The organism is Trabulsiella guamensis ATCC 49490, from assembly GCF_000734965.1.
In the GTDB taxonomy this organism is placed as follows: Bacteria; Pseudomonadota; Gammaproteobacteria; order Enterobacterales; family Enterobacteriaceae; genus Trabulsiella; species Trabulsiella guamensis.
Window position 1 is genome coordinate 16,850 of record NZ_JMTB01000048.1, and the last position, 23,620, is coordinate 40,469.

Annotated in this window: 19 protein-coding genes and 1 other annotated feature; of the genes, 7 read left to right on the forward strand and 12 right to left on the reverse strand. The window is 54.8% G+C overall.

Annotation, left to right across the window (positions count from 1 at the left end; genetic code table 11):
* Positions 1-26: 26 nt before the first annotated feature.
* The 3 genes from copA (at position 27) to ybaK (ending at position 4,090) form a co-directional block, all read left to right on the forward strand.
* A complete protein-coding gene (gene copA / locus GTGU_RS06245) occupies positions 27-2,528 on the forward strand; it encodes a copper-exporting P-type ATPase CopA (protein WP_038155004.1) in 2,502 nt (833 codons plus the stop codon).
* 88 nt (positions 2,529-2,616) lie between these two features.
* Complete coding sequence (locus tag GTGU_RS06250) at positions 2,617-3,411, forward strand: TraB/GumN family protein (protein WP_038155005.1); 795 nt, start codon at positions 2,617-2,619, stop codon at positions 3,409-3,411.
* A gap of 199 nt (positions 3,412-3,610) precedes the next feature.
* On the forward strand, positions 3,611-4,090 hold the full coding sequence (gene ybaK / locus GTGU_RS06255) for a Cys-tRNA(Pro)/Cys-tRNA(Cys) deacylase YbaK (protein ID WP_038155007.1): 480 nt from the start codon (positions 3,611-3,613) through the stop codon (positions 4,088-4,090).
* 2 nt (positions 4,091-4,092) lie between these two features.
* On the opposite strand, the gene ushA is transcribed toward ybaK, so the two are convergent.
* Positions 4,093-5,745, reverse strand: coding sequence for a bifunctional UDP-sugar hydrolase/5'-nucleotidase UshA (gene ushA, locus GTGU_RS06260; RefSeq protein ID WP_038155008.1), 1,653 nt, complete (start codon positions 5,743-5,745; stop codon positions 4,093-4,095).
* Positions 5,746-5,910: 165 nt separating this feature from the next.
* On the opposite strand from ushA, the gene GTGU_RS06265 reads away from it, so the two are divergent.
* Together GTGU_RS06265 and ybaL are read left to right on the forward strand one after the other, a co-directional pair.
* Positions 5,911-7,113 (forward strand): MFS transporter, encoded by a 1,203-nt coding sequence (locus GTGU_RS06265; RefSeq protein ID WP_038155009.1) that lies wholly within the window; start codon positions 5,911-5,913, stop codon positions 7,111-7,113.
* Between the two features lie 234 nt (positions 7,114-7,347).
* Positions 7,348-9,024: a YbaL family putative K(+) efflux transporter gene (gene ybaL / locus GTGU_RS06270; protein ID WP_038155010.1), complete on the forward strand. Its 1,677-nt coding sequence runs from the start codon at positions 7,348-7,350 to the stop codon at positions 9,022-9,024.
* On the opposite strand, the gene GTGU_RS06275 is transcribed toward ybaL, so the two are convergent.
* The 9 genes from GTGU_RS06275 to GTGU_RS06315 all read right to left on the reverse strand — a co-directional run bounded on the left by GTGU_RS06275 (position 9,021) and on the right by GTGU_RS06315 (position 18,419).
* Positions 9,021-10,325: an inosine/guanosine kinase gene (locus GTGU_RS06275; RefSeq protein WP_038155011.1), complete on the reverse strand. Its 1,305-nt coding sequence runs from the start codon at positions 10,323-10,325 to the stop codon at positions 9,021-9,023. The two genes, ybaL and GTGU_RS06275, sit on opposite strands and share 4 nt — an antisense overlap.
* A 107-nt stretch (positions 10,326-10,432) precedes the next feature.
* Positions 10,433-11,395: a ferrochelatase gene (gene hemH / locus GTGU_RS06280; RefSeq protein ID WP_038155013.1), complete on the reverse strand. Its 963-nt coding sequence runs from the start codon at positions 11,393-11,395 to the stop codon at positions 10,433-10,435.
* 126 nt (positions 11,396-11,521) lie between these two features.
* Positions 11,522-12,166 (reverse strand): adenylate kinase, encoded by a 645-nt coding sequence (adk, locus tag GTGU_RS06285; RefSeq protein ID WP_038155015.1) that lies wholly within the window; start codon positions 12,164-12,166, stop codon positions 11,522-11,524.
* Between the two features lie 180 nt (positions 12,167-12,346).
* On the reverse strand, positions 12,347-14,221 hold the full coding sequence (gene htpG / locus GTGU_RS06290; RefSeq protein WP_038155016.1) for a molecular chaperone HtpG: 1,875 nt from the start codon (positions 14,219-14,221) through the stop codon (positions 12,347-12,349).
* A gap of 111 nt (positions 14,222-14,332) precedes the next feature.
* Positions 14,333-14,938 (reverse strand): recombination mediator RecR, encoded by a 606-nt coding sequence (gene recR, locus GTGU_RS06295; protein ID WP_038155018.1) that lies wholly within the window; start codon positions 14,936-14,938, stop codon positions 14,333-14,335.
* Positions 14,938-15,267: a YbaB/EbfC family nucleoid-associated protein gene (locus GTGU_RS06300; protein ID WP_038155020.1), complete on the reverse strand. Its 330-nt coding sequence runs from the start codon at positions 15,265-15,267 to the stop codon at positions 14,938-14,940. The genes recR and GTGU_RS06300 overlap by 1 nt, the downstream gene beginning before the upstream one ends.
* Before the next feature lie 47 nt (positions 15,268-15,314).
* Positions 15,315-17,246: a DNA polymerase III subunit gamma/tau gene (gene dnaX, locus GTGU_RS06305; RefSeq protein WP_038155021.1), complete on the reverse strand. Its 1,932-nt coding sequence runs from the start codon at positions 17,244-17,246 to the stop codon at positions 15,315-15,317.
* Positions 15,921-15,985 (reverse strand) — a sequence feature (DnaX frameshifting element). It overlaps the preceding gene by 65 nt.
* Positions 17,247-17,339: 93 nt before the next feature.
* Positions 17,340-17,891 (reverse strand): adenine phosphoribosyltransferase, encoded by a 552-nt coding sequence (gene apt / locus GTGU_RS06310; RefSeq protein WP_038155023.1) that lies wholly within the window; start codon positions 17,889-17,891, stop codon positions 17,340-17,342.
* A 150-nt stretch (positions 17,892-18,041) separates the two neighbouring features.
* Positions 18,042-18,419 carry a DUF454 family protein gene (locus GTGU_RS06315; protein ID WP_038155024.1) on the reverse strand — a complete coding sequence of 126 codons (378 nt, stop codon included), beginning with the start codon at positions 18,417-18,419 and terminating at the stop codon, positions 18,042-18,044.
* 67 nt (positions 18,420-18,486) lie between these two features.
* On the opposite strand from GTGU_RS06315, the gene priC reads away from it, so the two are divergent.
* Positions 18,487-19,014, forward strand: a complete 528-nt coding sequence (priC, locus tag GTGU_RS06320; RefSeq protein WP_038155025.1) for a primosomal replication protein N'' — start codon at positions 18,487-18,489, stop codon at positions 19,012-19,014.
* 11 nt (positions 19,015-19,025) lie between these two features.
* Entirely contained in the window at positions 19,026-19,217 is a 192-nt protein-coding gene (rsmS, locus tag GTGU_RS06325) for a pleiotropic regulatory protein RsmS (protein ID WP_038155026.1), read from the forward strand.
* A gap of 187 nt (positions 19,218-19,404) precedes the next feature.
* Here the strand turns inward: rsmS and mscK are convergent, their stop codons facing one another.
* Entirely contained in the window at positions 19,405-22,758 is a 3,354-nt protein-coding gene (gene mscK / locus GTGU_RS06330) for a mechanosensitive channel MscK (RefSeq protein WP_038155027.1), read from the reverse strand.
* A 126-nt stretch (positions 22,759-22,884) separates the two neighbouring features.
* Positions 22,885-23,529: a multidrug efflux transporter transcriptional repressor AcrR gene (gene acrR, locus GTGU_RS06335; protein WP_038155028.1), complete on the reverse strand. Its 645-nt coding sequence runs from the start codon at positions 23,527-23,529 to the stop codon at positions 22,885-22,887.
* Positions 23,530-23,620 lie beyond the last annotated feature (91 nt).

A 23,620-nucleotide genomic window follows, 5' to 3' on the forward strand; every position in this document is an offset into this window, starting at 1 on the left:
GATTATACCCTAAAAGGAGATGCATTATGTCTCACACGATAAACCTGACGCTGGATGGTCTCAGCTGTGGTCATTGTGTCAAACGCGTGAAAGAGAGTCTCGAACAACGTCCCGACGTTGAAAAGGCCGAGGTTTCCCTTGACCATGCAGAAGTCGTTGGCAGCGCCAGTGCTGACCAGTTGATCGACACCGTTAAACAAGCCGGATATGGGGCAGAGTTAAGCCACCCAAAGGCTGACCCGCTGGCGGAATCAAAAATCCCGTCGGAAGCACTGACAGCGGCGACTCCTGAGCTTCCGGCAGCACAAGAGCCAGATGACAGCCAACAATTGTTGATCAACGGCATGAGCTGCGCCAGTTGCGTCTCCCGTGTGCAGAATGCGCTTCAGGCGGTTCCTGGGGTGACGCAGGCACGGGTAAACCTTGCGGAACGCTCTGCGCTGGTGATGGGCAGCGCGTCCGCAGCCGATTTAGTGCAGGCGGTGGAAAAAGCCGGCTACGGCGCAGAAGCAATCGAAGATGATCTTGAGCGCCGCGAACGCCAGCAGGAAACCGCCCTTGCCACCATGAAACGTTTCCGCTGGCAGGCCATTGTGGCATTGCTGGTCGGTATCCCGGTGATGGGCTGGGGGATGATCGGCGACAACATGATGGTCACCGACGACAACCGCTCACTGTGGCTGATGATTGGCCTTATCACCCTTGCGGTGATGGTGTTCGCCGGGGGGCATTTCTACTCCAGCGCCTGGAAGAGCCTGAAAAATCGCACCGCCACCATGGACACGCTGGTCGCCCTCGGCACCGGGGTCGCGTGGCTTTATTCGATGAGCGTCAATCTGTGGCCACAGTGGTTCCCGATGGAAGCACGGCATCTTTATTATGAAGCCAGCGCGATGATCATCGGTCTGATTAACCTGGGTCATATGCTGGAAGCCCGTGCCCGTCAGCGTTCGTCAAAAGCGCTGGAAAAACTGCTCGACCTCACCCCGCCCTCTGCACGCGTCGTGACCGAAGACGGCGAAAAAACCGTGCCGCTGGCTGACGTTCAACCGGGCATGACACTGCGCCTGACCACCGGTGATCGCGTACCGGTTGACGGTGAAATCACTCAGGGCGAAGCCTGGTTCGATGAAGCGATGCTGACCGGCGAGCCGATCCCACAGCAGAAAAGCGATGGCGAAAGTATCCATGCCGGGACGGTCGTACAGGATGGCAGCGTACTGTTCCGCGCCAGTGCAGTGGGCAGCCATACCACGTTGTCCCGTATTATTCGCATGGTACGCCAGGCGCAAAGCAGTAAGCCAGAAATCGGTCAGATGGCGGACAGAATTTCTGCAGTGTTCGTCCCGGCCGTTGTCGCTATTGCGTTGCTCAGCGCCGCCATCTGGTATTTCTTCGGCCCTGCGCCGCAAATTGTCTACACGCTGGTGATCGCTACCACTGTGTTAATTATTGCCTGTCCGTGTGCGCTGGGACTGGCAACGCCGATGTCGATCATTTCGGGTGTGGGCCGCGCGGCGGAATTTGGTGTACTGGTGCGCGATGCCGATGCGCTGCAGCGCGCCAGTACGCTCGACACGCTGGTCTTTGATAAAACCGGCACGCTGACCGAAGGTAAACCGCAGATCGTGGCGGTGAAAACCGTCGCTCAGCTCGATGAAAGCGAGGCGTTACGCCTGGCGGCGGCGCTGGAACAGGGTTCGAGCCATCCGCTGGCGAGAGCAATCCTCGAAAAAGCGGGCGACACCACGCTGCCGCAGGTCAACGGCTTCCGCACCCTGCGTGGACTGGGCGTCAGCGGCGAAGCGGAGGGGCACACGCTACTGCTCGGCAACCAGGCGTTGCTCAACGAACAACAGGTAGATACGAAAGCACTGGACAACGAACTGGCTGCACAGGCCTCCCGTGGTGCTACGCCAGTGCTGCTGGCAGTTGATGGTCAAGCCGTCGCGCTGTTTGCCATCCGCGATCCGCTGCGTGAAGACAGCGTGGCCGCGCTTGAGCGTTTACACCGCGCAGGCTATCGTCTGGTGATGCTCACTGGCGACAACCCGACCACCGCGAAGGCGATTGCCAAAGAAGCGGGCATTGACGAGGTCATCGCCGGCGTGTTACCGGACGGCAAAGCAGACGCTATCAGGAAACTGCAAAGCCAGGGACGCCAGGTGGCGATGGTCGGCGATGGTATCAACGACGCACCAGCGCTGGCGCAGGCGGATGTCGGGATTGCCATGGGCGGTGGTAGCGATGTCGCCATCGAGACTGCGGCGATCACCCTGATGCGTCACAGCCTGGCAGGCGTTGCCGACGCGCTGGCGATTTCCAAAGCCACGCTGCGCAATATGAAACAGAACCTGCTTGGCGCGTTTATTTACAACTCGCTGGGTATCCCGATCGCCGCCGGGATCTTATGGCCGCTCACCGGCACGCTGCTGAACCCGGTTGTGGCCGGGGCCGCGATGGCACTCTCTTCCATCACCGTCGTAAGCAATGCCAACCGACTGCTGCGTTTTAAACCGAAAGAGTAACCTGACACCCTCTCCCGCCCGGGAGAGGGTTCCGTTTGCACCTGTCTTTGCAACGCGTTAGCATGGTCGCCTCAACCACGGAGTGCGTATGAGCCTGTTAACTCAACTAAAAACGCTGTGGAATCATCTGAAGGGAACGGCGTATTCATGGCCCGCCATCGACCTTTCACTTTCCGGCGATCGCCATTTCCACCTCGTCGGCAGCATTCATATGGGTACGCGCGACATGTCGCCGCTCCCTCCCCGGCTGTTGATGAAAATGCGTCAGGCGGATGCGCTGATCGTCGAAGCTGACATTTCTGGTCAGGAAACGCCATTCAGCAATCTCCCCACTTATCCCCCACTTGAGGAACGCCTCAGCGCCGCACAACGCGAACGGTTAACCATGCTGGCCGAAGAGATGGGGCTTTCCGTTTCGCTGTTCGATAATCAACCGTTATGGCAAATCGCCATGGTATTGCAGGCGACCCAGGCGCAAAAACTGGGTCTGCGCCCGGATTACGGCGTGGACTATCAGTTACTGAAAGACGCCAGAGAGCATGATATGACGATTATCGAGCTCGAAGGGGCAAACTCGCAGATGGCGTTGCTGAATCAGCTTCCGGATAATGGTCTGATGTTGCTTGAAGATACGCTGACCCACTGGCATACCAATGCACGGCTGCTACAGGTGATGATCGGCTGGTGGCTGGAGCAGGCGCCGACGCAGGGGACTGTCGAATTACCAAATACATTTAGCGAATCGCTTTACGATATCCTGATGCATCAACGTAACCTCGCCTGGCGTGATGCGCTACTGGCGCTTCCCGCCGGGCATTATGTGGTGGCCGTTGGCGCGCTGCATTTGTATGGAGAGGGGAACCTGCCGACGCTGTTGAAATAAAAAAGTGGCCAATATTTCTATTGGCCCGTCAAAGAGGAATTTCATCATTATTATTATCCCGGGATTTGCACCCCGGATCTTTCGATTGTCGCTCAAACTCATCATCACTGCCAACACTATTGAGCAAGATAATGCTATTTTTTAGACAACCGTCAGGCGTAATCTTTACCGGTAACGTTATTGTAGAAGAAGGACTGTTATGACTCCCGCGGTTAAGTTACTCGAAAAAAACAAGATTCCTTTCCAGATACACACTTACGATCACGATCCGAATGAAACGAACTTCGGAGACGAAGTGGTGCGCAAGCTTGGTCTGGATCCAGACAGGGTTTATAAGACGCTACTGGTTGCAGTAAATGGCGATATGAAGCATCTGGCGGTGGCGGTCACGCCTGTTGCCACGCAGCTCGATTTAAAGAAAGTGGCGAAAGCCCTTGGCGCAAAAAAAGTGGATATGGCAGATCCACTGGTAGCGCAGCGCACGACGGGTTATCTGGTCGGTGGCATCAGCCCCCTGGGGCAGAAAAAACGCCTGCCGACGCTGATTGATGCGCCGTCACAGGCGTTTGAGACCATTTATGTCTCCGGCGGAAAGCGTGGTCTGGATATTGAACTGACGGCGAGCGATCTGGCAAAAATGCTGAGCGCACAATTTGCCGACATCGCCCGCCGTGACTGACATTACTGCCAGCTCACCTCGCCTTTCGGTTCGTAAGCATTCACATCCAGCGGAGAATTCTGCTGGATGTATTGTTTCAGCACCTCGGCATCAATAAAGCCAGTATTCACATAACCCGGTTTACTGTCGATTTTCGGGTAGCCGTCACCGCCGGTAGCGTTAAAGCTCAGCGTCGCCATACGGTATTTTTTGTTGGGATCGACCGGCTCGCCGTTAATTTTCAGATCAATGAGTTTGCCCGCTTTCGCTACAAAACTGACGTTAGCGAATTGCGGGTAAGCTCCTGAATCCGGCTTCATCTGCGCAACCGCCGTCAGGTAGTCCGTCACCTCCTGCCCGCTCATATCGGCATAGACCAGGATGTTGCCAAACGGCTGCACTTTCAGCACATCTTTATAGGTGATATCCCCCGACTCAATGGAATCGCGGATACCGCCGCCGCTCATAACGGCGAAATCCGCGTTGGTACGCGCCATTTGCGCGGCCAGGATCAGATGCCCCAGATTCGTCTGTACGAAACGCACCTTGCTGCGATCGCCTTCAAGATGGCCATTAACATTGCCGATCTTCACGCCCAGTTGCGCTTTGCCTTTGTTCTGGAACGGTGACAGCAACGACAGCATTTGCGGGTTTTCCGGGATCTGCGGCGTATACAGCACGCGCTCACTCTCGCCGTTGTCGTATGTAATTTTCTTCTTCAGGTTGACAGGGATGAGTTGATAGTGCACCAGTTTCATCTCTCCATTGCGGAATTCAAAATCCGCGCGCCCGACGTATTTTCCCCATTCGTGAGCCTGTACAATCCAGATGCCGTTTTGTTTGTCCGGCGCACAAGGAGTCCCGGGGACGTAATCCACCTGCTTTTTATTTTCCGACGCCATACATACCGGATCCTGCGAGTGACCGCCCACAATCATCGCCAGCGAACCGGCCGTCAGACTGCGCGCCAGCTCAACGTCTCCCGGCGCGTTAGAGCCGTGATTGCCGTTATCGTAATGGCCCATATGGGTGGTCGCGATCATGATGTCCGGCTTCACCGTCTGCTGAAGCTCCTGAATCACCAGCTTTGCTTCCCCGGCAGGCTTGCGGAATTCAATGTCGGTAAAAAACTCAGGATTACCGATTTTCGCCGTGTCATCTGTAGTCAGGCCGATCACTGCGATGTTCAGCCCCTGTCGCTTAAACAACGCCCAGGGTTTAAACAACCGCTCACCGGTGCTTTTCTGGTAAATGTTGGCGGAGAGAAACGGGAATTTCGACCACTTCTCCTGCTGGCGCAACACCGTCAGCGGGTTATCAAACTCATGGTTACCGACGGCCATCGCGTCATAACCAATCAGATTCATGCCGCGAAAATCAGGCTCTGCATCCTGCAAATCAGATTCCGGTACGCCGGTGTTGATGTCGCCGCCCGACAGTACCAGCACGCTGCCGCCCGCCGCTGCCACCTCTTTGCGAATGCCATCCACCAGCGTTTTCTGCGCTGCCAGCCCGTACTCGCCGTAATCGTTACGCCAGAAATGGCCGTGGTGATCGTTGGTGTGCAAAATGGTGATGTTGTAGGTTTTATCCTGTTCGTACGCCTGTGCGGGTAACCCTGCCAGGGACCATGCCGCGACAAATGCCAGCGCCACACCCCGTTTATTCAATTTCATATTTCTCTCCCTGACGTGATGACTTAGCAAAAACTACCGTGGCTGACGGCATTAAACAACACTGTTTTCAGAATTGAGGCTTCCTTCAAACGCCCGACACAGTTATCTTAGTCTGATAATTATTACATCCCCTAAACATCGCACACTCTGAATTAAGTGAAATCTATGGCAATCAGTGAAACCTCCTCTGCGCTGCCAAATAAAGCGCGGACTTCGTTTGGAATTCTGGGAGCGATCAGTCTCTCTCACCTGCTGAACGACATGATCCAGTCGTTGATCCTGGCAATATACCCGCTGCTGCAGTCAGAGTTCTCGCTGACGTTTGTGCAGATCGGCATGATCACCCTCACCTTCCAGCTTACGTCATCCTTGCTGCAACCGGTGGTGGGTTATCTGACCGATAAGCACCCGATGCCGTGGTCGCTGCCGATAGGCATGTGCTTCACGTTAAGCGGTCTGGTGCTGCTGGCGTTGGCTGGCAGTTTTGGCACCGTCGTGCTCGCCGCCGCGCTTGTCGGAACCGGGTCGTCGGTGTTCCACCCGGAATCTTCGCGCGTGGCACGCATGGCCTCCGGTGGCCGCCACGGCCTGGCGCAATCGCTGTTTCAGGTGGGCGGAAACTTTGGCAGCTCGATGGGGCCGTTGCTGGCTGCGGTGATCATCGCGCCATATGGCAAAGGCAATGTCGCCTGGTTCGTGCTGGCGGCGCTGCTGGCGATCGTCGTACTGGCGCAAATCAGCCGCTGGTACGCCGCGCAACACCGCATTAATAAAGGAAAACCAAAGGCACCGGTGCTCAATCCGCTGCCGCGCAATAAAGTTATTCTGGCGGTTTGCGTCCTGTTAATGCTGATTTTCTCCAAATACTTCTATATGGCGAGCATCAGCAGCTATTACACCTTTTATTTGATGCATAAGTTCGGCTTATCCGTACAAAATGCGCAGTTTCACCTGTTTGCTTTCCTGTTTGCCGTAGCGGCAGGTACCGTGATTGGCGGGCCTGTGGGCGATAAAATCGGGCGTAAATATGTTATTTGGGGCTCTATCCTTGGTGTTGCACCGTTTACCCTCGTTTTACCTTACGCAAGTCTTGAATGGACGGGGATCCTGACGGTGATCATTGGATTTATCCTCGCCTCTGCCTTTTCTGCCATTCTGGTCTACGCGCAGGAACTGCTTCCGGGGAGAATCGGCATGGTTTCCGGGTTGTTCTTCGGTTTCGCCTTTGGCATGGGTGGCCTTGGCGCTGCGGTGTTAGGGTTGATCGCCGACCATACCAGCATTGAGCTGGTTTATAAAATCTGTGCTTTCCTGCCACTTCTTGGCATGTTGACCATATTCCTCCCTGACAACCGACAGAAACACTAATTTTCAGGCAGCTAAAGTCAAACTTTGGCTGCCTTGATTTCCTTTGTTCATCAATCACTTCCTTCTTACTACTCTCGTCCTTTTCCGATCCGTGCTTTTTCAGCGTCTGATGACGATTTTCTTCAAAATTCAACAATTATTCATAAACGCAGTGGTTAAAATTGTCATAAACTATTACCAGGTTTTTTGGTTTTTATGCCAAAAAAGGATCACGCACTGACGAAAGGAGACGGAATGCATCACGCCACCCCGCTTATTACCACCATTGTTGGCGGCCTTGTGCTCGCTTTTATCCTTGGCATGATTGCCAACAGACTGCGTATTTCTCCTCTGGTGGGATATTTGTTAGCGGGCGTATTGGCCGGTCCATTTACGCCGGGTTTTGTCGCAGATACTAAACTGGCCCCGGAACTGGCGGAACTGGGCGTGATCCTGCTGATGTTTGGCGTGGGCCTGCACTTCTCTCTGAAGGATTTGATGGCGGTAAAGTCGATCGCCATTCCCGGTGCGATAGCGCAGATAGCGGTCGCCACGCTGCTGGGTATGGCCCTCTCCGCCGTCCTGGGCTGGTCAATCATGACAGGCATCGTCTTTGGGTTGTGTCTTTCCACTGCCAGTACCGTGGTGCTGCTGCGGGCGCTGGAAGAACGGCAATTAATTGACAGCCAGCGCGGACAAATCGCCATAGGCTGGCTGATAGTTGAAGATCTGGTGATGGTGCTGACGCTGGTGTTGTTGCCTGCGGTGGCGGGCATGGTGGAGAAAGGTAACGTCGGCTTCGCTACCCTGGCGCTCGACATGGGGCTGACCATTGGTAAAGTTGTCGCCTTTATCGCCATCATGATGCTGGTTGGTCGTCGTCTGGTGCCGTGGATCATGTCCCGCAGCGCGGCAACCGGTTCCCGCGAACTCTTCACACTCTCTGTGCTGGCGCTGGCACTGGGCATCGCGTTTGGCGCGGTCGAGCTGTTTGATGTTTCCTTCGCCCTCGGCGCTTTCTTCGCCGGAATGGTGCTCAATGAATCAGAACTGAGCCACCGCGCCGCCCACGACACGCTGCCACTTCGCGACGCGTTTGCCGTGCTGTTCTTTGTCTCTGTCGGCATGCTGTTTGATCCGATGGTGCTTATCGATCAACCGCTGGCGGTGATCGGCACGCTGGCGATTATTATCTTCGGTAAATCGGCGGCGGCCTTCATTCTTGTGCGTCTGTTCGGCCACTCGCCGCGTACGGCGTTGACCATCGCGGCAAGCCTCGCGCAGATTGGTGAATTTGCGTTTATCCTCGCCGGACTGGGCATGTCACTGAACCTGCTGCCGCAGGCGGGACAAAATCTGGTACTGGCAGGCGCCATTCTCTCCATCATGCTTAACCCGGTGTTGTTCGCGCTGCTCGAAAAATACCTGGCAAATACTGAAACGCTGGAAGAGCAGACACTAGAAGAGGCTATCGAAGAAGAGAAACAGATCCCGGTGGATATCTGTAACCACGCGCTGCTGGTTGGCTATGGTCGTGTTGGCAGCCTGTTGGGTGAAAAACTGATGGCACAGGGGATCCCGCTGGTGGTGATTGAAACCTCGCGCACCCGTGTGGACGAACTGCGCGAACGCGGCGTCCGGGCCGTACTGGGCAATGCCGCCAACGAAGAGATCATGAATCTGGCGCATCTTGACTGCGCCCGCTGGCTGCTGCTGACCATTCCTAACGGCTACGAAGCCGGTGAGATTGTCGCCTCAGCACGCGAGAAATGCCCGGACATCGAGATTATCGCCCGGGCGCATTACGATGATGAAGTGGACTACATTACCGAGCGCGGTGCCAGTCAGGTGGTAATGGGGGAACGCGAAATCGCCAATACCATGCTGGCGCTGATTGAAACGCCGCCAGCAGGTGAAGTGGTCACGGGTTAGCGGTCCCAGTAGGCTTCTTCGAGGCTATCTTCACGCTCAGGTAGCCCACGGGTCAGTCGCGGCGAATGCTGGTTCAGCACCTGATAACTCACGCGGTTAGCGTATTTGCATACCTGCGCCAGCGATGAGTACGTCAGCCAGGTAAACTGGTGCTTGCTGGAGTTCGGCACGTTGTTGCGGTGGTAGTTGTTGGCGGTAATATCATGCAGTAATGCCGCCAGCGCACCGTCGCCTGCGCCGTTGGTGTTCATGATCTTCTCTGGCCCACCCATGTACGGGGCGATATGCGAATAGATGCGCAGTGGGTGCTGGCAGTCCTGGAAACGCATTGCCCGGCTAAATTCATACTGGTTAAACTCGGCAATAGCACCCGGCAGCAGTGGATGCTGCGTTTTACGCTTCGCGGCTTCCTCAGTATACCCTGCCATGTACAGACCAATCGGGCCTGCGGTGCATAAGACGAGATCCACCCACTCCAGCGCCTTATCGGACGCCAGCAGCGGATCAGCAATCCCTGTCAGCGCTTCCCCTTCTTCCTCGTTCATCGCCAGAATCGAGACGTTTTCTTTGAGAAAATCCTGCCACCAGAGCGGGTTATCGGCAATGACGTATTTGGTGCCCAGCGTCAGTACCACCGGGACGTTGTATTTTTTGGCGTAGCTAATCGCTTTCATTGTAGCGTCTGGCATCGGCTCGCCTGGTTTACAGCGCACCAGGTAGGAGGTGAGCACCAGTGCGGACGCACCGGCAATCACCGCTTCAGGAATACTCTCTGCGCGCAACTGGTTCATATGCCCCGGGCTGATGGCAAACGTCCGCTCGCCTGAATCGCTAATCAGCGTAAAACAGCGGCCAATCGGCCCGTCCACGCCCTGCAAATGATTGAGATCAGTACGGCTGGAAGTGTTGCACAAATAGCGGTAGGCATAGCCGCCAATGTCGATGTTGCTGCACATCACACCCAGCAGGACGGAACGGTCATCTGCCAGCACCGAATAGTTGTGCATGGTGTTGCCAATGGTGCCACCAGCAAACTGATGAGTAATGAGATTTTCGCGAACCAGCTCGTTGTACAGCGCGTCGGCAACCTCATCTTCAATGACCAGCGAATGGCCCGCGCTGAGTCCATACCGTTCGATAAACGCATCATCCACTTTCGCTTCAATATCCACCAGCGTCTGGTCGATGCCGACCACCCAGGACGTACTGGTTTCGCTTTCCGGCTGGATTTGTTTCAGTAGCGGATCGCGAGCATTGACGGGGAAATAGTGTTTAGATTTACGTTTACCGGGAAATTTCATAGTTGTGCTTACGGATGATCAAAAGAGCGGTAAAGAGTACCACATTCTGCTTTCGGCAGCGATTTGCGACGGCGTCCACTATTTTGTTCAGCGACTGGTCTGCTGATTCACCGGTAAGGCTGTGTCAGGTTAACCATCATCTCAATATGTTCCGGTGTAGCATTTAGCGCCGGAATATATTCATATTTCTCGCCACCCGCTTCGAGGAATAATTCCCGGTTCTGCACGGCGATCTCTTCCAGCGTTTCCAGGCAGTCTGCCGCAAATCCGGGACACATCACCTGAATATGCTTCACGCCTTTTTCCGCCAGCATTTTCAGCGTTTCGTCGGTATAGGGCGTCAGCCAGGGTTCGCGCCCGAAGCGAGACTGAAAAGTCATCATGACGTTATCGTGCGGAATTCCCAACGCGGAAACCAGCTCACGCGTGGTATCACGGCAGCGCTGCGGGTAATCGTCACCTTCGTCAGCATAACGCTGCGGAATGCCATGATAAGAGAGCAGCAGGAGATCGGGTTCCCCATGAATGGCAAACGACGCACGGGCGCTGTTGGCCAGCGCGGTAATGTAATCATGGTCATCGGCGTAATCACGGATAAACGAGATGCCGGGAATACGGCGTTTTGTCGCGAAGATCCGCGCCAGCTCGTTCCAGACGGCAGCCACGGTGGAGCAGGAATACTGCGGGTAGAGTGGCAACACGACGATATGGTCAACGCCCTGCGCTAACAGTTCTTCCACCGCGCTCTCCAGCGACGGCGAACCGTAGCTCATACCTAACGCAACGGGTGTGTCCGGCAAACGCGCCGCCAGCGCCTGCTGTTGCTCGCGACTGTACACCATCAACGGGGAACCGCCTTCCATCCAGATGGACTGGTAATGCTTCGCGACCCGGGGCGCACGCAGGGGCAAAATCACGCCGCGCAGTAAGGGCCACCACAGCAGACGAGAGGTGTCGACGACCCGTGTGTCGCTTAAAAATTGTCGTAAATAGCGTTTCACTGCCTGCGGGGTTGGCGCATCGGGCGTGCCAAGGTTGGCTATCAATATGCCGGTTTTCGTCTGACGCATTACCGCCTCTTAATCGTTGAACTGGCTGATAATTGTAGCTGAAAAGGGCGTAAGAAGAACCAATTGTAGCGAAAGGTAAAGTGAGGATGTTCTCACCCGGAAGAGACCGGGTGAGAAACACGGCCATTAGCCGAGGATTTTTTCCAGTTCTGCGCGAACGGCAGTCACGGCCTGAGTGCCGTCAATTTTGGCGTATCTGGTGTTGCCCGCCTGAGCTTCTTTCTGATAGTAGCCGATCAACGGTGCAGTCAGCTGATGGTATTCCACCAGACGTTTACGTACGGTCTCTTCCTGATCGTCTTTACGGGTGGTCAGCGCTTCGCCGGTCACGTCGTCTTTGCCTTCGACTTTCGGCGGATTGAATTTGATGTGGTAAACGCGGCCCGAGGCGGCGTGAACACGGCGACCCACGATGCGTTCAACGATCAGGTCATCCGGTACGTCAAACTCCAGTACGTAATCTACTGCGATTCCAGCTTCTTTCATCGCGTCAGCCTGAGGGATGGTGCGCGGGAAACCGTCCAGCAGGAAACCGTTACGGCAGTCTTCCTGTGCAATGCGTTCTTTGACCAGCGCGATAACCAGTTCATCAGTGACCAGCTTGCCGGCGTCCATGATGTCTTTCGCTTTTTTACCCAGCTCGGAGCCAGATTTTACCGCGGCGCGCAGCATATCACCGGTGGAAATCTGCGGAATACCGTATTTCTCCATGATGAACTGAGCCTGAGTCCCTTTACCCGCGCCCGGAGCGCCAAGCAGAATAATACGCATTGCGAAAATCCCCTCAAATGTCGATTTAATTTTTCAAAAAGCGCTAAACGATACCACCAGAACGCGGATGTCTCAAGGAAGGCGGATCAGCTGAAACGGTTAATGGGAAATATTTAGGAGGAGTACAGGTAACGCCCCTCTCCTGGGAGGAGAGGGGGAAGGTCATCACGCTGATGTGAATTATGACACCAGCAACTGGTTCATCCGGCGAATAAACTGGTTCGGATCTTCCAGCGTGCCGCGCTCGGCGAACAGCGCCTGATCGAGCAGCAGCTCAACCCATTCACTGAATTTTGCTTCGTCCTCGGTATCAGCAGCGCGTTTCACCAGCGCGTGATCCGGGTTCAGTTCGAAGATGTATTTCACATCCGGTACGCTCTGGCCCGCCGCGGCAAACAGTTTTGCCATCTGGGTGCTCATTTCATCCGCATCGGTAGTGACGATAGCCGGGGTATCGGTCAGACGATGGGTCAGACGCACCTCTTTTACTCGCTCGCCGAGCAGCGTTTTCACGCGATCAACAAACGGCTCCAGCGCTTTTTCCGCTTCTTTGCCGTTGTCGTCCAGCTCGTCCGCCAGTTTATCCAGCGATTCATCTGCTTTTGCTACTGACTGGAAGGCTTTGCCGTCAAACTCGGTCAGATAGCTCATCATCCACTCGTCAATACGGTCGGAGAGCAGCAAGACTTCGATGCCTTTCTTACGCAGCAGTTCCAGATGCGGGCTGCTTTTCGCCGCCGCGTAGCTGTCTGCGGTGATGTAGTAGATCTTCTCCTGCCCTTCTTTCATGCGCGAAACGTAGTCTTCCAGCGATACGGTCTGTGCGGAAGAGTCAGTATGCGTAGAGGCAAAACGCAGCAGCTTCGCGATGGTCTGCGTGTTCGCACTGTCTTCTGCCGGGCCTTCTTTCATCACCAGACCGAACTGTTTCCAGAACGTCTGGTATTTTTCAGCATCATCTTTCGCCAGTTTTTCCAGCATCTGCAGCGCACGTTTGCTCAGGGCATTACGAAGATTACGGGTCACGGTGCTGTCCTGCAGGATTTCACGCGACACGTTAAGCGGCAGGTCGTTAGAATCAATCAGACCGCGCACAAAGCGCAGGTAATTCGGCATGAACTGCTCGGCGTCATCCATGATGAACACGCGCTGCACGTACAGCTTCAGACCGTGCTTGTGATCGCGATTCCACATGTCCCATGGCGCCTGAGACGGGATATACAGCAGACTGGTGTACTCCTGCTTACCTTCCACACGGTTGTGGCTCCAGGTCAGCGGATCAGTAAAGTCATGAGCGATATGCTTGTAGAATTCGTTGTATTCGTCGTCTTTAATTTCTGACTTATTACGCGTCCACAACGCCTGCGCCTTGTTGATTTTCTCCCAGGACACAACGGTTTCACCGTCTTTCTCTTCCTGTTTTTCAATCTCAACCGGCAGCGCGATGTGGTCTGAATATTTGCTGATGATGGAACGGACGCGCCAGTCATTCAGGAAGTCATCTTCGCCTTCGCGCAGATGCAGGGTAATTTCGGTACCGCGATCCGCTTTATTGATGTCAGCTACGGTATATTCGCCTTCACCTGCGGATTCCCAGAACACGCCATGGTCCGCACTGTCGCCTGCCGCACGGGTCCGCACGGTCACTTTGTCGGCAACGATAAAGGCCGAGTAGAACCCCACACCAAACTGACCAATCAGCTGGCTGTCTTTCGCCTGATCAGAACCCATGGATTCGAGGAAGGATTTTGTACCGGATTTCGCGATAGTTCCCAGGTGGTCAATCACTTCGTCACGGTTCATACCGATACCGTTATCAGCGATGGTCAACGTGCGTTTTTCCTTATCGAACGACACGCGAACACGCAACTCGCCATCGCCTTCGTACAGGTCAGGGTTCGAGAGCGCACGGAAACGCAATTTGTCGGCGGCGTCGGAGGCGTTGGAGATAAGCTCACGCAGGAAAATTTCTTTATTTGAATACAGAGAATGGATCATCAGATGCAGAAGCTGCTTCACTTCAGACTGAAAGCCACGGGTCTCTTGTCCTTTCATTTGGGAATACCTCAACAAAAACAGGTAACAGTAGAAATAAAACGTTGAGGATGAGATGGGGATACAGGGGGAAAATTTCAAGCGGAGGCCAGTGGTTCAGCCTCCGTTTGTTCAGAATTTAATCTTGTGACGGCCCGCGAGGGAGTGAGACAGCGTGGTGCCATCCACCATTTCCAGTTCGCCACCCACCGGCACGCCATGGGCGATACGGCTGGCATCGACACCATATTGCGCGCAGAGCTCAGCAATATAGTTCGCGGTGGCTTCGCCTTCGACTGTCGGGTTGGTCGCCAGGATCACCTCGCTGAGGGTTTCCTCCTGCAGACGCTGTTCGAGGCGGTCAAGACCGATATCGTCCGGGCCAATGCCATCAAGCGGGGAAAGATGCCCCATCAACACGAAATAACGTCCCGAAAACTGCCCGGTTTGCTCAATGGCGTAGATGTCCGCCGGACTCTCTACCACGCAAATCTGACCATTTTCCTGGCGACGCGGGTTCGCGCAGATGTTGCAGACCTCCTGCTCGGTAAAGGTCCGGCAATCCGCGCAATGGCCGATTTCGGACATCGCACGGGTCAGCGCCTGCGCCAGGCGCATGCCACCGCTGCGATCACGCTGCAATAGCGTAAACGCCATCCGCTGCGCAGACTTGGGGCCAACGCCCGGCAAGCAACGCAGCGCTTCCATTAGCTGGGTTAACAGCGGGCTGGTTTGCATCAGAACGGCATCTTAAAGCCCGGCGGCAACTGCATACCGGAAGAGACAGAGGCCATTTTCTCTTTCTGTGTTTCTTCGATACGGCGCGCAGCATCGTTGAATGCAGCGGCGACCAGATCTTCCAGCATCTCTTTGTCGTCTTCAAGCAGGCTCGGGTCGATCTCGACGCGACGGCAGTTATGCGCACCGTTGATCGTCACTTTCACCAGACCTGCGCCAGACTCGCCAGTCACTTCCAGTTGCGCGATCTCTTCCTGCATTTTCTGCATTTTGTCTTGCATCTGCTGGGCCTGTTTCATCAGGTTGCCCAGACCGCCTTTTCCAAACATAGGCTTCTCTCTCATTGAGGGTTGTCGACCGCAAGCCAGGCTTGCAGTCAAATGGGACGAATACTTTCTTCATCCAGCTCCGCATCAAAGAAGCGGCGCAGAGTCTGAATATTGTTATCCGCGATCATCGACTCGCGCGCTTGCGCGAGTTTCTCTTCATAAATGGCCTGTCGCCACTCCAGCGGTGTTCGCACCGCCGGATTATCATCTTCAACGATGGTCAGTTCAACCGCTTCACCGGTAAAAGCGCGTAACGCTTCCGTCAGTGTCTGTAGCGCACCCGCATTATTCAGGTGGCGCTGCGATGGTCGTAAATGCAAACAAACTGCCGTACCGTTCTGTTCTTTCCAGGCGTTTAACGCGACCTGCTCTACCAGTTTAGGCAATTTAAGCTGGCTGACTTCTGCCGCCCAGCTATCGCGGGCAATGGACTCTTCCGCCAGTTTCGCCGCCAGTTCTGGTGTCTTTTCGTGTTCCAGCGCTTTCTTCAGCGCTTTAGGCGTGGCGATCTCTTCCTTCACCTCATCAGAGATGGTGGTTGCCTTCCAGCGATACGCCTCTTTTTTGACCGCATGTTGTGTTTCCAGCGCAGAAGGCGATGGACGCGACTGCGCGCGTTCGCTCATCGAAGCCAGTCTTTCCAGCGCAGCGTTATTCACCGGCCGCGCGCGGGGTGCGGCTGCCGGTTCACTCTTTTTTGGTTTGGGCGCTCCCTGGGTGCGCTGAAGCTGACTGCGCGCTGCCAGCACCTGGCTGGTCGATTCGGGCAAGGCTTCGTTCTGGTGCGCGGGCGCAGCGGGTTGCAGCGGCGGCACCTGCGTTGGAGTCATCACCGCCGTCGGCGCGACGGGTGCAAAAGAAGGCGTCTGCACTTCCGGTGCCGGCAATGGCTGACGAGGATGGAACGCCAGCGCGCGTAGCAGCGTCATTTCGATGCCCATACGCCGGTCCGGCGCATAGGGCAGCTCTTTGCGGCCGATGAGCATTGTCTGGTAATAGAGCTGGATATCAGCAGGCGGTACGGTACGTGCCAGGTCGCGCATTCGTTGCTCCACCGCGGCCATATCGGCGCCCAGCGCCGATGGTGACAGTTGCACCATGGCGATGCGATGCAGCAGGCTTTGCATTTCAACCAGCAGAGCTTCCCATTCAACGCCACGCTGGGCCGCTTCATTGACGAGCGCCATTACGCGTTCACCGTCTGCCGCAACCAGCGCTTCGATCAGCGACAATGCCTGATCGTCGTCCAGTGTACCGAGCATGGTGCTCACGGCGTCGGTCGTCAGTTGCCCTTCCCCACTGGCAATGGCCTGATCGGTAAGGCTGAGCGCATCGCGCAGACTGCCGTCAGCGGCGCGGGATAACAACTGCAACGCGCGCGGCTCGAAGCTGATTTTCTCTTCACTAAGGATATGCTCAAGCTGATGACGAATTTGTTCGACATCCAGCGCTTTGAGATGGAACTGCAGGCAGCGGGAGAGAATCGTCACTGGCAGCTTTTGCGGATCAGTGGTCGCCAGAAGGAATTTCACGTGCGATGGCGGCTCTTCCAGCGTTTTCAGCAGCGCGTTAAAGCTGTGGCGTGACAACATGTGCACTTCATCGATCAGATAGACCTTAAAGCGGCCACGCGCCGGGGCGTACTGGACGTTATCGAGCAAATCACGGGTATCTTCGACTTTGGTGCGCGACGCGGCATCGATCTCAATCAGATCGACAAAACGGCCTTGCTCGATTTCGCGGCAGTTATCGCACACGCCACAAGGGGTCGCGGTAATACCGGTTTCACAATTAAGCCCTTTCGCCAGCAGTCGGGCAATCGAGGTTTTCCCGACACCACGGGTGCCGGAGAAAAGATAAGCGTGATGAATGCGTCCTAACGATAAGCCATTCGCCAGGGCTGTCAGCACATGTTCCTGGCCAACGACGTCAGCAAAGGTTTGTGGGCGCCATTTTCGGGCTAAGACCTGATAACTCATGGGCAGGCTCTGCAACGCTGGAAGGTGGATTGTCAGGGGAGTAATGCTAACACAGCCTCGCAGTGACCGCGAGACTGTGTCTTCGAGTCGGGATCAATGTCCCGGGAATGGGACGAGGCTGTAGCTATGAATGCCCAGCTTCTCCAGGCGCTTCTCGCCACCCAGATCGAACAGGTTAATGATAAACGCCGCATCAGTGACTTCACCGCCCAGACGGCGGATCAGTTTTACGGTTGCTTCGATAGTGCCGCCAGTCGCCAGCAGATCGTCAACCACAAGCACTTTATCACCCGGCTGGATGGCATCCTGGTGAATTTCCAGTTGATCGGTGCCGTACTCCAGTTCATAGCTTTCGGCGATGGTTTCACGCGGCAGTTTACGCGGTTTACGCACCGGGACAAACCCTACGCCCAGCGCCAGCGCTACCGGAGCGCCAAACAGAAAACCACGAGCTTCGGTACCCACCACTTTAGTGATACCTGCGTCTTTATAGCGCTCGGTAAGCAGTTTGATACTCAGCGCGTACGCTTTCGGGTCTTCAAGCAAACTGGTGACATCACGGAACAGAATGCCAGGCTTCGGATAGTCCTGGATACTTTTAATGCTGTTTTTCAGATATTCAAGCTGCTGTGCAGTCGCGGTCATAGGTTTGTGCCTGATAAATACTGTTACTTCAGACGCGCGACATTCCGGGCCAGGGAGACGATTGTCTAACCTTTGACCGGGCGCGCCTGTACTCGAAAACGCTCGAATTTACTGGCAGAAGGCAATAATTGCAACAGCCATTATTGTGCTTTACGGTTTTTGTTGCTTTTCATCAACCACCGGCAGTCGCCACATAAAAATGAGCAGACAGAAAAGGATAATAAGAAGCAAGATTCGTACCCACATCATTTTTACCACCCACAGCGAGAGACCGAATGTGATTAAAATCACTACAATGGCACGCGGCTTCGCCCCTGCCGGCATCGCTTTATGTTTCTGCCAGAAACGCAAATAGCCGCCAAACCACGAGCGATACAGCAGCCAGTGGTGAAAACGTGGCGATGAGCGTGAGAAACACCAGGCGGCAAGCAGAATAAAAGGCGTCGTCGGTAAAATGGGCAAAAAGACCCCGAGCGTCCCTAAGACTACCGCCAGCCAGCCAATGATGATTAAAATAGTACGTTGCATAATGCGAATCGTTATCAACCCTGATCGCTAATGTAGCATAAACACTTGCCATTACTGGAAGCGCAACGTGAAAACTGACTCGCTTTTACAAACGCTGGAAAAACAGCTGGCTATGCTGGAAGCCCGTGCCGCCCCACTGGCGAATTTCGCGACGCTCGGCCCGCGCTTCGACCGGCAGCTGTTTCAGACGCGCAGCACGCGCCTGGAGGCCTGTCTGACGGAAGCGCGGCACAATCTCAACGCCCTAAAGCAGGCCGTTGAACAACAGCAACTGCCACAAATCGCCTGGCTTGCTGAGCATCTGGCCGCACAAATGGAAGCCATCTTGCGCGAAACCGACGCCTGGTCGCTACGTTCATGGGATACCGGCTCTCCGGCGCTGACGCGCTGGCAGCGTAAGCGGCTACAGCATCAGGAATACGAACGTCGGTTGCTGGCGCTGTGGCGTGAACGCGAGCAGTTACTGGCGCAGGCTACCGGTTTTGAGGAACAGCAGCGGTTGTCCCGTGAAGTGGAAACCTGTGCGGGCAGGCTCCAGCGCTGCCAGAAAGCATTACAGGATATTGAAGCCGTTCTGGCGCGAATGACCCGTTAACAGGAGACACTATGTCACTCGAAAATGCCCCGGACGAGGTCAAACTGGCCGTCGATCTGATCATGCTACTGGAGCAACATGCGATCCCACCGCAGACGGTGTTGCGCGCGCTCGACATTGTGAAGCGAGATTATGAAAGCAAGCAAAAAATGGCGGAAGCCGCTTCGCAAGAAACGAATCATCCCTCTGACGCCGGACGATAAATGCTGTCATCGTGGTGCTTTGCGACAACGATGATGGAAGGAGGAAACGCGAAACATCGCCCGGAAAATGCTGGCTTGTGGTATTGACATCACCACCGTACTGACAGTTACTGGCTTAACGCTTGAAGAATTGACGGCGCTGACGCATTAAATGTTAACGGGGCGAGCATTCCCCCGCCCCGCGTCGTTATTCGCTTACCGCTCCTGCGGCGTCATCCCCTTTGATCTCCCGCTTCACTTCCCTGACTTCATCACCCTTTTCATTACGCAGATGGACTTCCAGCTGGTTAAAGGCAATGTCGATACCATTTTCACGGCACAGGCGATCAATAGCCCGGTTCAGCTCATCAACGGTGTAACTGCGATCGCGTAATTCCCGGACATACAGACGAAGTTCGTGGTCCAGTGTGCTGGCGCCAAAAGTGGTAAAGAACACCGCTGGTGCCGGATCCTGCATCACGGTGGGATGTTCATTCGCTGCCTGCAGCAGCACCTCTTTTACTTTGTCGAGATCAGATCCGTAAGCCACCCCAAGGCGGATCACCACGCGAGTGATGGTATCGGACAATGACCAGTTGATCAGCCGCTCGGTCACGAAAGCTTTATTCGGGATAATCACTTCCTTACGGTCGAAATCGGTAATCGTAGTGGCACGAATACGGATTTTGCTGACAGTGCCGGAAAACGTACCGATAGTGACGGTATCGCCGATGCGTACCGGGCGTTCAAACAAGATGATCAAACCGGAAACAAAGTTACCGAAAATTTCCTGTAATCCAAAACCAAGACCGACCGATAACGCTGCCGCCAGCCACTGTAGTTTATCCCACGAGACACCCAGTGAACCAAAAACGGTCATCGCGCCCACAGCGATAATCACGTAATTGAGAATGGTGGTAATGGCATAGGATGCCCCCTGGCGCATATTAAGTCGGGACAACACCAGCACTTCCAGCAAACCCGGCAGGTTGCGGATCAGCGCCCAAGCCACCATTGACGCGATCACCGCGAACAACAAACTGCCCAGCGTGACGCTCTTCATCACGCTGGCGCCCGCCTCAGAACCGGTGTAATGCCACAGCGTAATGCTGTCCAGATAGGCAAATACGGTGATGAGATCGGACCAAATGGCCCAGAACATCACGGCAAACAGCGCCACCATCACCAGCATAGTGATACGCAGCGTTTGCTGGTTGACCTGCTCCAGCGCAATGGTCGGCTCTTCCTGTGGCTCTGCGCCCTCTGCCCCCTCTTTCACCAGATGTTGACGACGCGCCAGCGCCCGGCGATAAGCGATACGGCGTGCAGCGACGCTCAGACCACGCAGGACAGTCTGGTACAACAGATTCCAGAGGATGACCAGATAAACGGTTTCGATCCAGCGCCCGGCCAGTCGCAATGTGGTGTAAAAATAGCCGGTGGCGGTCAGAACCATCAGCGCTATCGGGACAATCGCCAGTACCGTAACGGTCACCAGACGCAAACTGTGGGACTCTTTATCCCGCCAGCTGTCACGGCACATCGGCCAGATCAGAACAGTGATGAGCAATAGATTGAGCAGAATGACAAACTGCCCCAACACATCGTCCATCAAATGCAGTGGCGACAGCTCAGACACCACCGACCAGAAATGCAGCGGCAGCAGCGCCAGGCTGACGCGGACAATCTGGCGACGCCAGTGGCTGGTTAGCTCGGCGGGCATATTGAAATGCGTCACCGCCACGCCATTTTTTTCCAGCACCTTCCAGCACAGGCCGAATACCAGCCAGAACATTGCCAGCTTTTTACTGAATGCCCACAGCAGATCACTAATGTTGAGCTGCATGGTCAGCAAAATAAGCCCGACGGCGAGAATAATCATCACCACGGGTAAGGCGCGGATCAGATCGATAAGAATCGCTTTCGGCGTATGTAACTGACTGTCATTACGCAGTTGTCCGACCTGAGACGCCAGCTTTTGCTGATAATCCCGCAACCATTTGAGCCGCCAGCGGATCAACACAGCAATAAGCAGTAGCGGCAACCCGGCAAGGAAAGCGATAAACACCGCAGGCCACGCCTTTTCCCAGTTCACGGTAATTTTCATCGCTTTGAACTGATCTTTCAGCGCCTTAGGGAAGGATTTAATCCAGTCCCAGTCCACCGGCTTGTTGCTGTTGACCCAAAAAATCTGCTGGGTCAGGATCTCTTTTAAACTTTTCGAAACACTGACCAGTTGCTGTTGGTTGACTTGCAGGTTAATGGCCATCATCAGCTGGTTGCCCAGTTGTTTGTTAAGCTGATCGAGCAGCTCGCGACGCATATCGACCACTTCCAGCAGCGCGTCATGCACCTCGCCATTCACCTCACTGCTGTGCCCCTCCTCCAGTTTTGCAACAAACGCGTCGCTCTGGAAAAGGGCGTCACGCTGCTGGTTCACTTCGAACTGCTCCAGACGCAAATCCGCGATGCGGTTAGTCATGTCTTCCAGTTCATCAGCGGATGGCAGCGTCTGTTGCTGTTGATAAAGGATACGCGACAGCAGCAGACTGCCCTTCAGCACCGCAATCTGCTCTTTGATATTGCGCTCGGATTGCAGCGCGCGATCCAGCCAGTTTTTCACTTTAATATTCTGCTGAACCAGCTGGTTGCCATTTTCGGTGGCGGTGATAAGGCGCTGGCTCAACTGATGGTTGATTTCCAGTTCCTGTTTCACCAGCGGATTAGCCTGAATCCGCGCCGTTTCATCCGGCGTTACCGCTTCCTGTGCGGTTTTCTCGGTGAGCGTCAACCGTTTGCTGTTTACCGCCTCCTGCAGCAACTGGAGCTGATGCTCGAGACGGTTACTGTTAGCGGTCACATAGTCACGCTGTTTCTGCAGCGTATCCTGTAAAATCGTATTGCCTTCGAGGCTTTTGCGCTGTTGGTCAATCTGCGCATTCAGCAGCGCCTGTTGCGCCAGCAAGAGCCCCTGCTCGCTGGGTCGCAGCGCCCCTTCACCGACAATCGTGCCATTCAGGCGATTACGGATCTGCTGAAGCTGCTGCGACGCCGCATACATCGTGTTCTGAACCCGTTCAGGCTGGGTCTGCAGCGAAACCAGTTGGCTGTTATAGGTCGCGAGATCATTCTGCGACGTCTGTAATTCATCGAGGATTTGTGATACCCGCGCTTCCAGTTGTCGCAGCGACAGTGTGCTCAGCGTTTTGCGGGTTTCGTCGTCGTTATCCACATCGCTCAGCGCATTGAGGCTGTCCGTCGCCTGGCGCATTTTTGCAGGCGCCTGCGCCACCTGTTGCTTGAGCTGAGCCGTCTCATCTTTGACGCGATCAATTTTATCGAACGTCTGTAATGTTTCGGTAAGATCCTGCTGGATAAGCTTGTCCTGCGGGGAGAGTTCTTTTTGCTTATTCAGCGCGTTCAGTTGGCTCTGAACATCAGCGCGATCAGGCAGGTCATTTGCCCCAGCGCGGGCCTGACTCATGGAGACGACGCTAAAAAAACCAATGAATACGACAATCAGTGCGGAGAGAGTATTCCGCCAGCGAATTGAGTGCAGCATAGTGTTATCAAGAATGATTGCAGAAACCGGGATGACCGGGGACAATTGCCCGGCGAAGAATAGCACTTATGCCATCTGCCGAATAGCTAAAGACGATAAGAAAATTCCTGGTGTGATGGCACATATTCAGCTCGCTGGCGTCGCGCGCAGCGTCGGGCAAAATTGATACATTTCCAGCAAGATGGCGACATAGTCCCGCGCTTCTTTTTTGAGGTCAAATAGCTCTGGGGAAAAAAGCCAGTTTTCCATGATGCCGGAAATGTAGCTGCGCATGAGGATCGCTGAGCGGCGGGTCAACAAACTGGCAGGGAGGAGTTTGGCATTAATACACTCTTCCAGCGCCTGTTCGATGCGATCGTAACTCTGGAGACAGAGACTGCGCTGCGCCTGTTGCACCTCGGCCATCTCGCCGACAAACTCGCATTTGTGGAAGATAATCTCCATCATCAGGCGACGGCGCTCTTCGATCACTGTAGCTTCAAGAATATAGACTAGTATTTCCCTTAAAACTGAGAGTGGATCCTCAGGGAATTTTGCCCGATACTCAGTTTCGAGATCGCTGATACTGGATTCTGAAAGCTCCCAGATTTCGCTGAAAACATCAGATTTGTTTTTGAAATGCCAATAAATAGCGCCACGCGTAACGCCAGCGGCTTTTGCAATATCCGCCAGCGAGGTGGATGATACTCCCTGCTGCGAAAACAAACGCAGCGCGACATCCAGAATGTGTTGTCGCGTCTCGAGCGCTTGCTGTTTGGTTTTTCGTGCCATATGTCGGTGAATTTACAGGGGTTAGATTTACATACATTTGTGAATGTTTGTACCATAGCACGACGATAATATAAACGCAGCAATGGGTTTG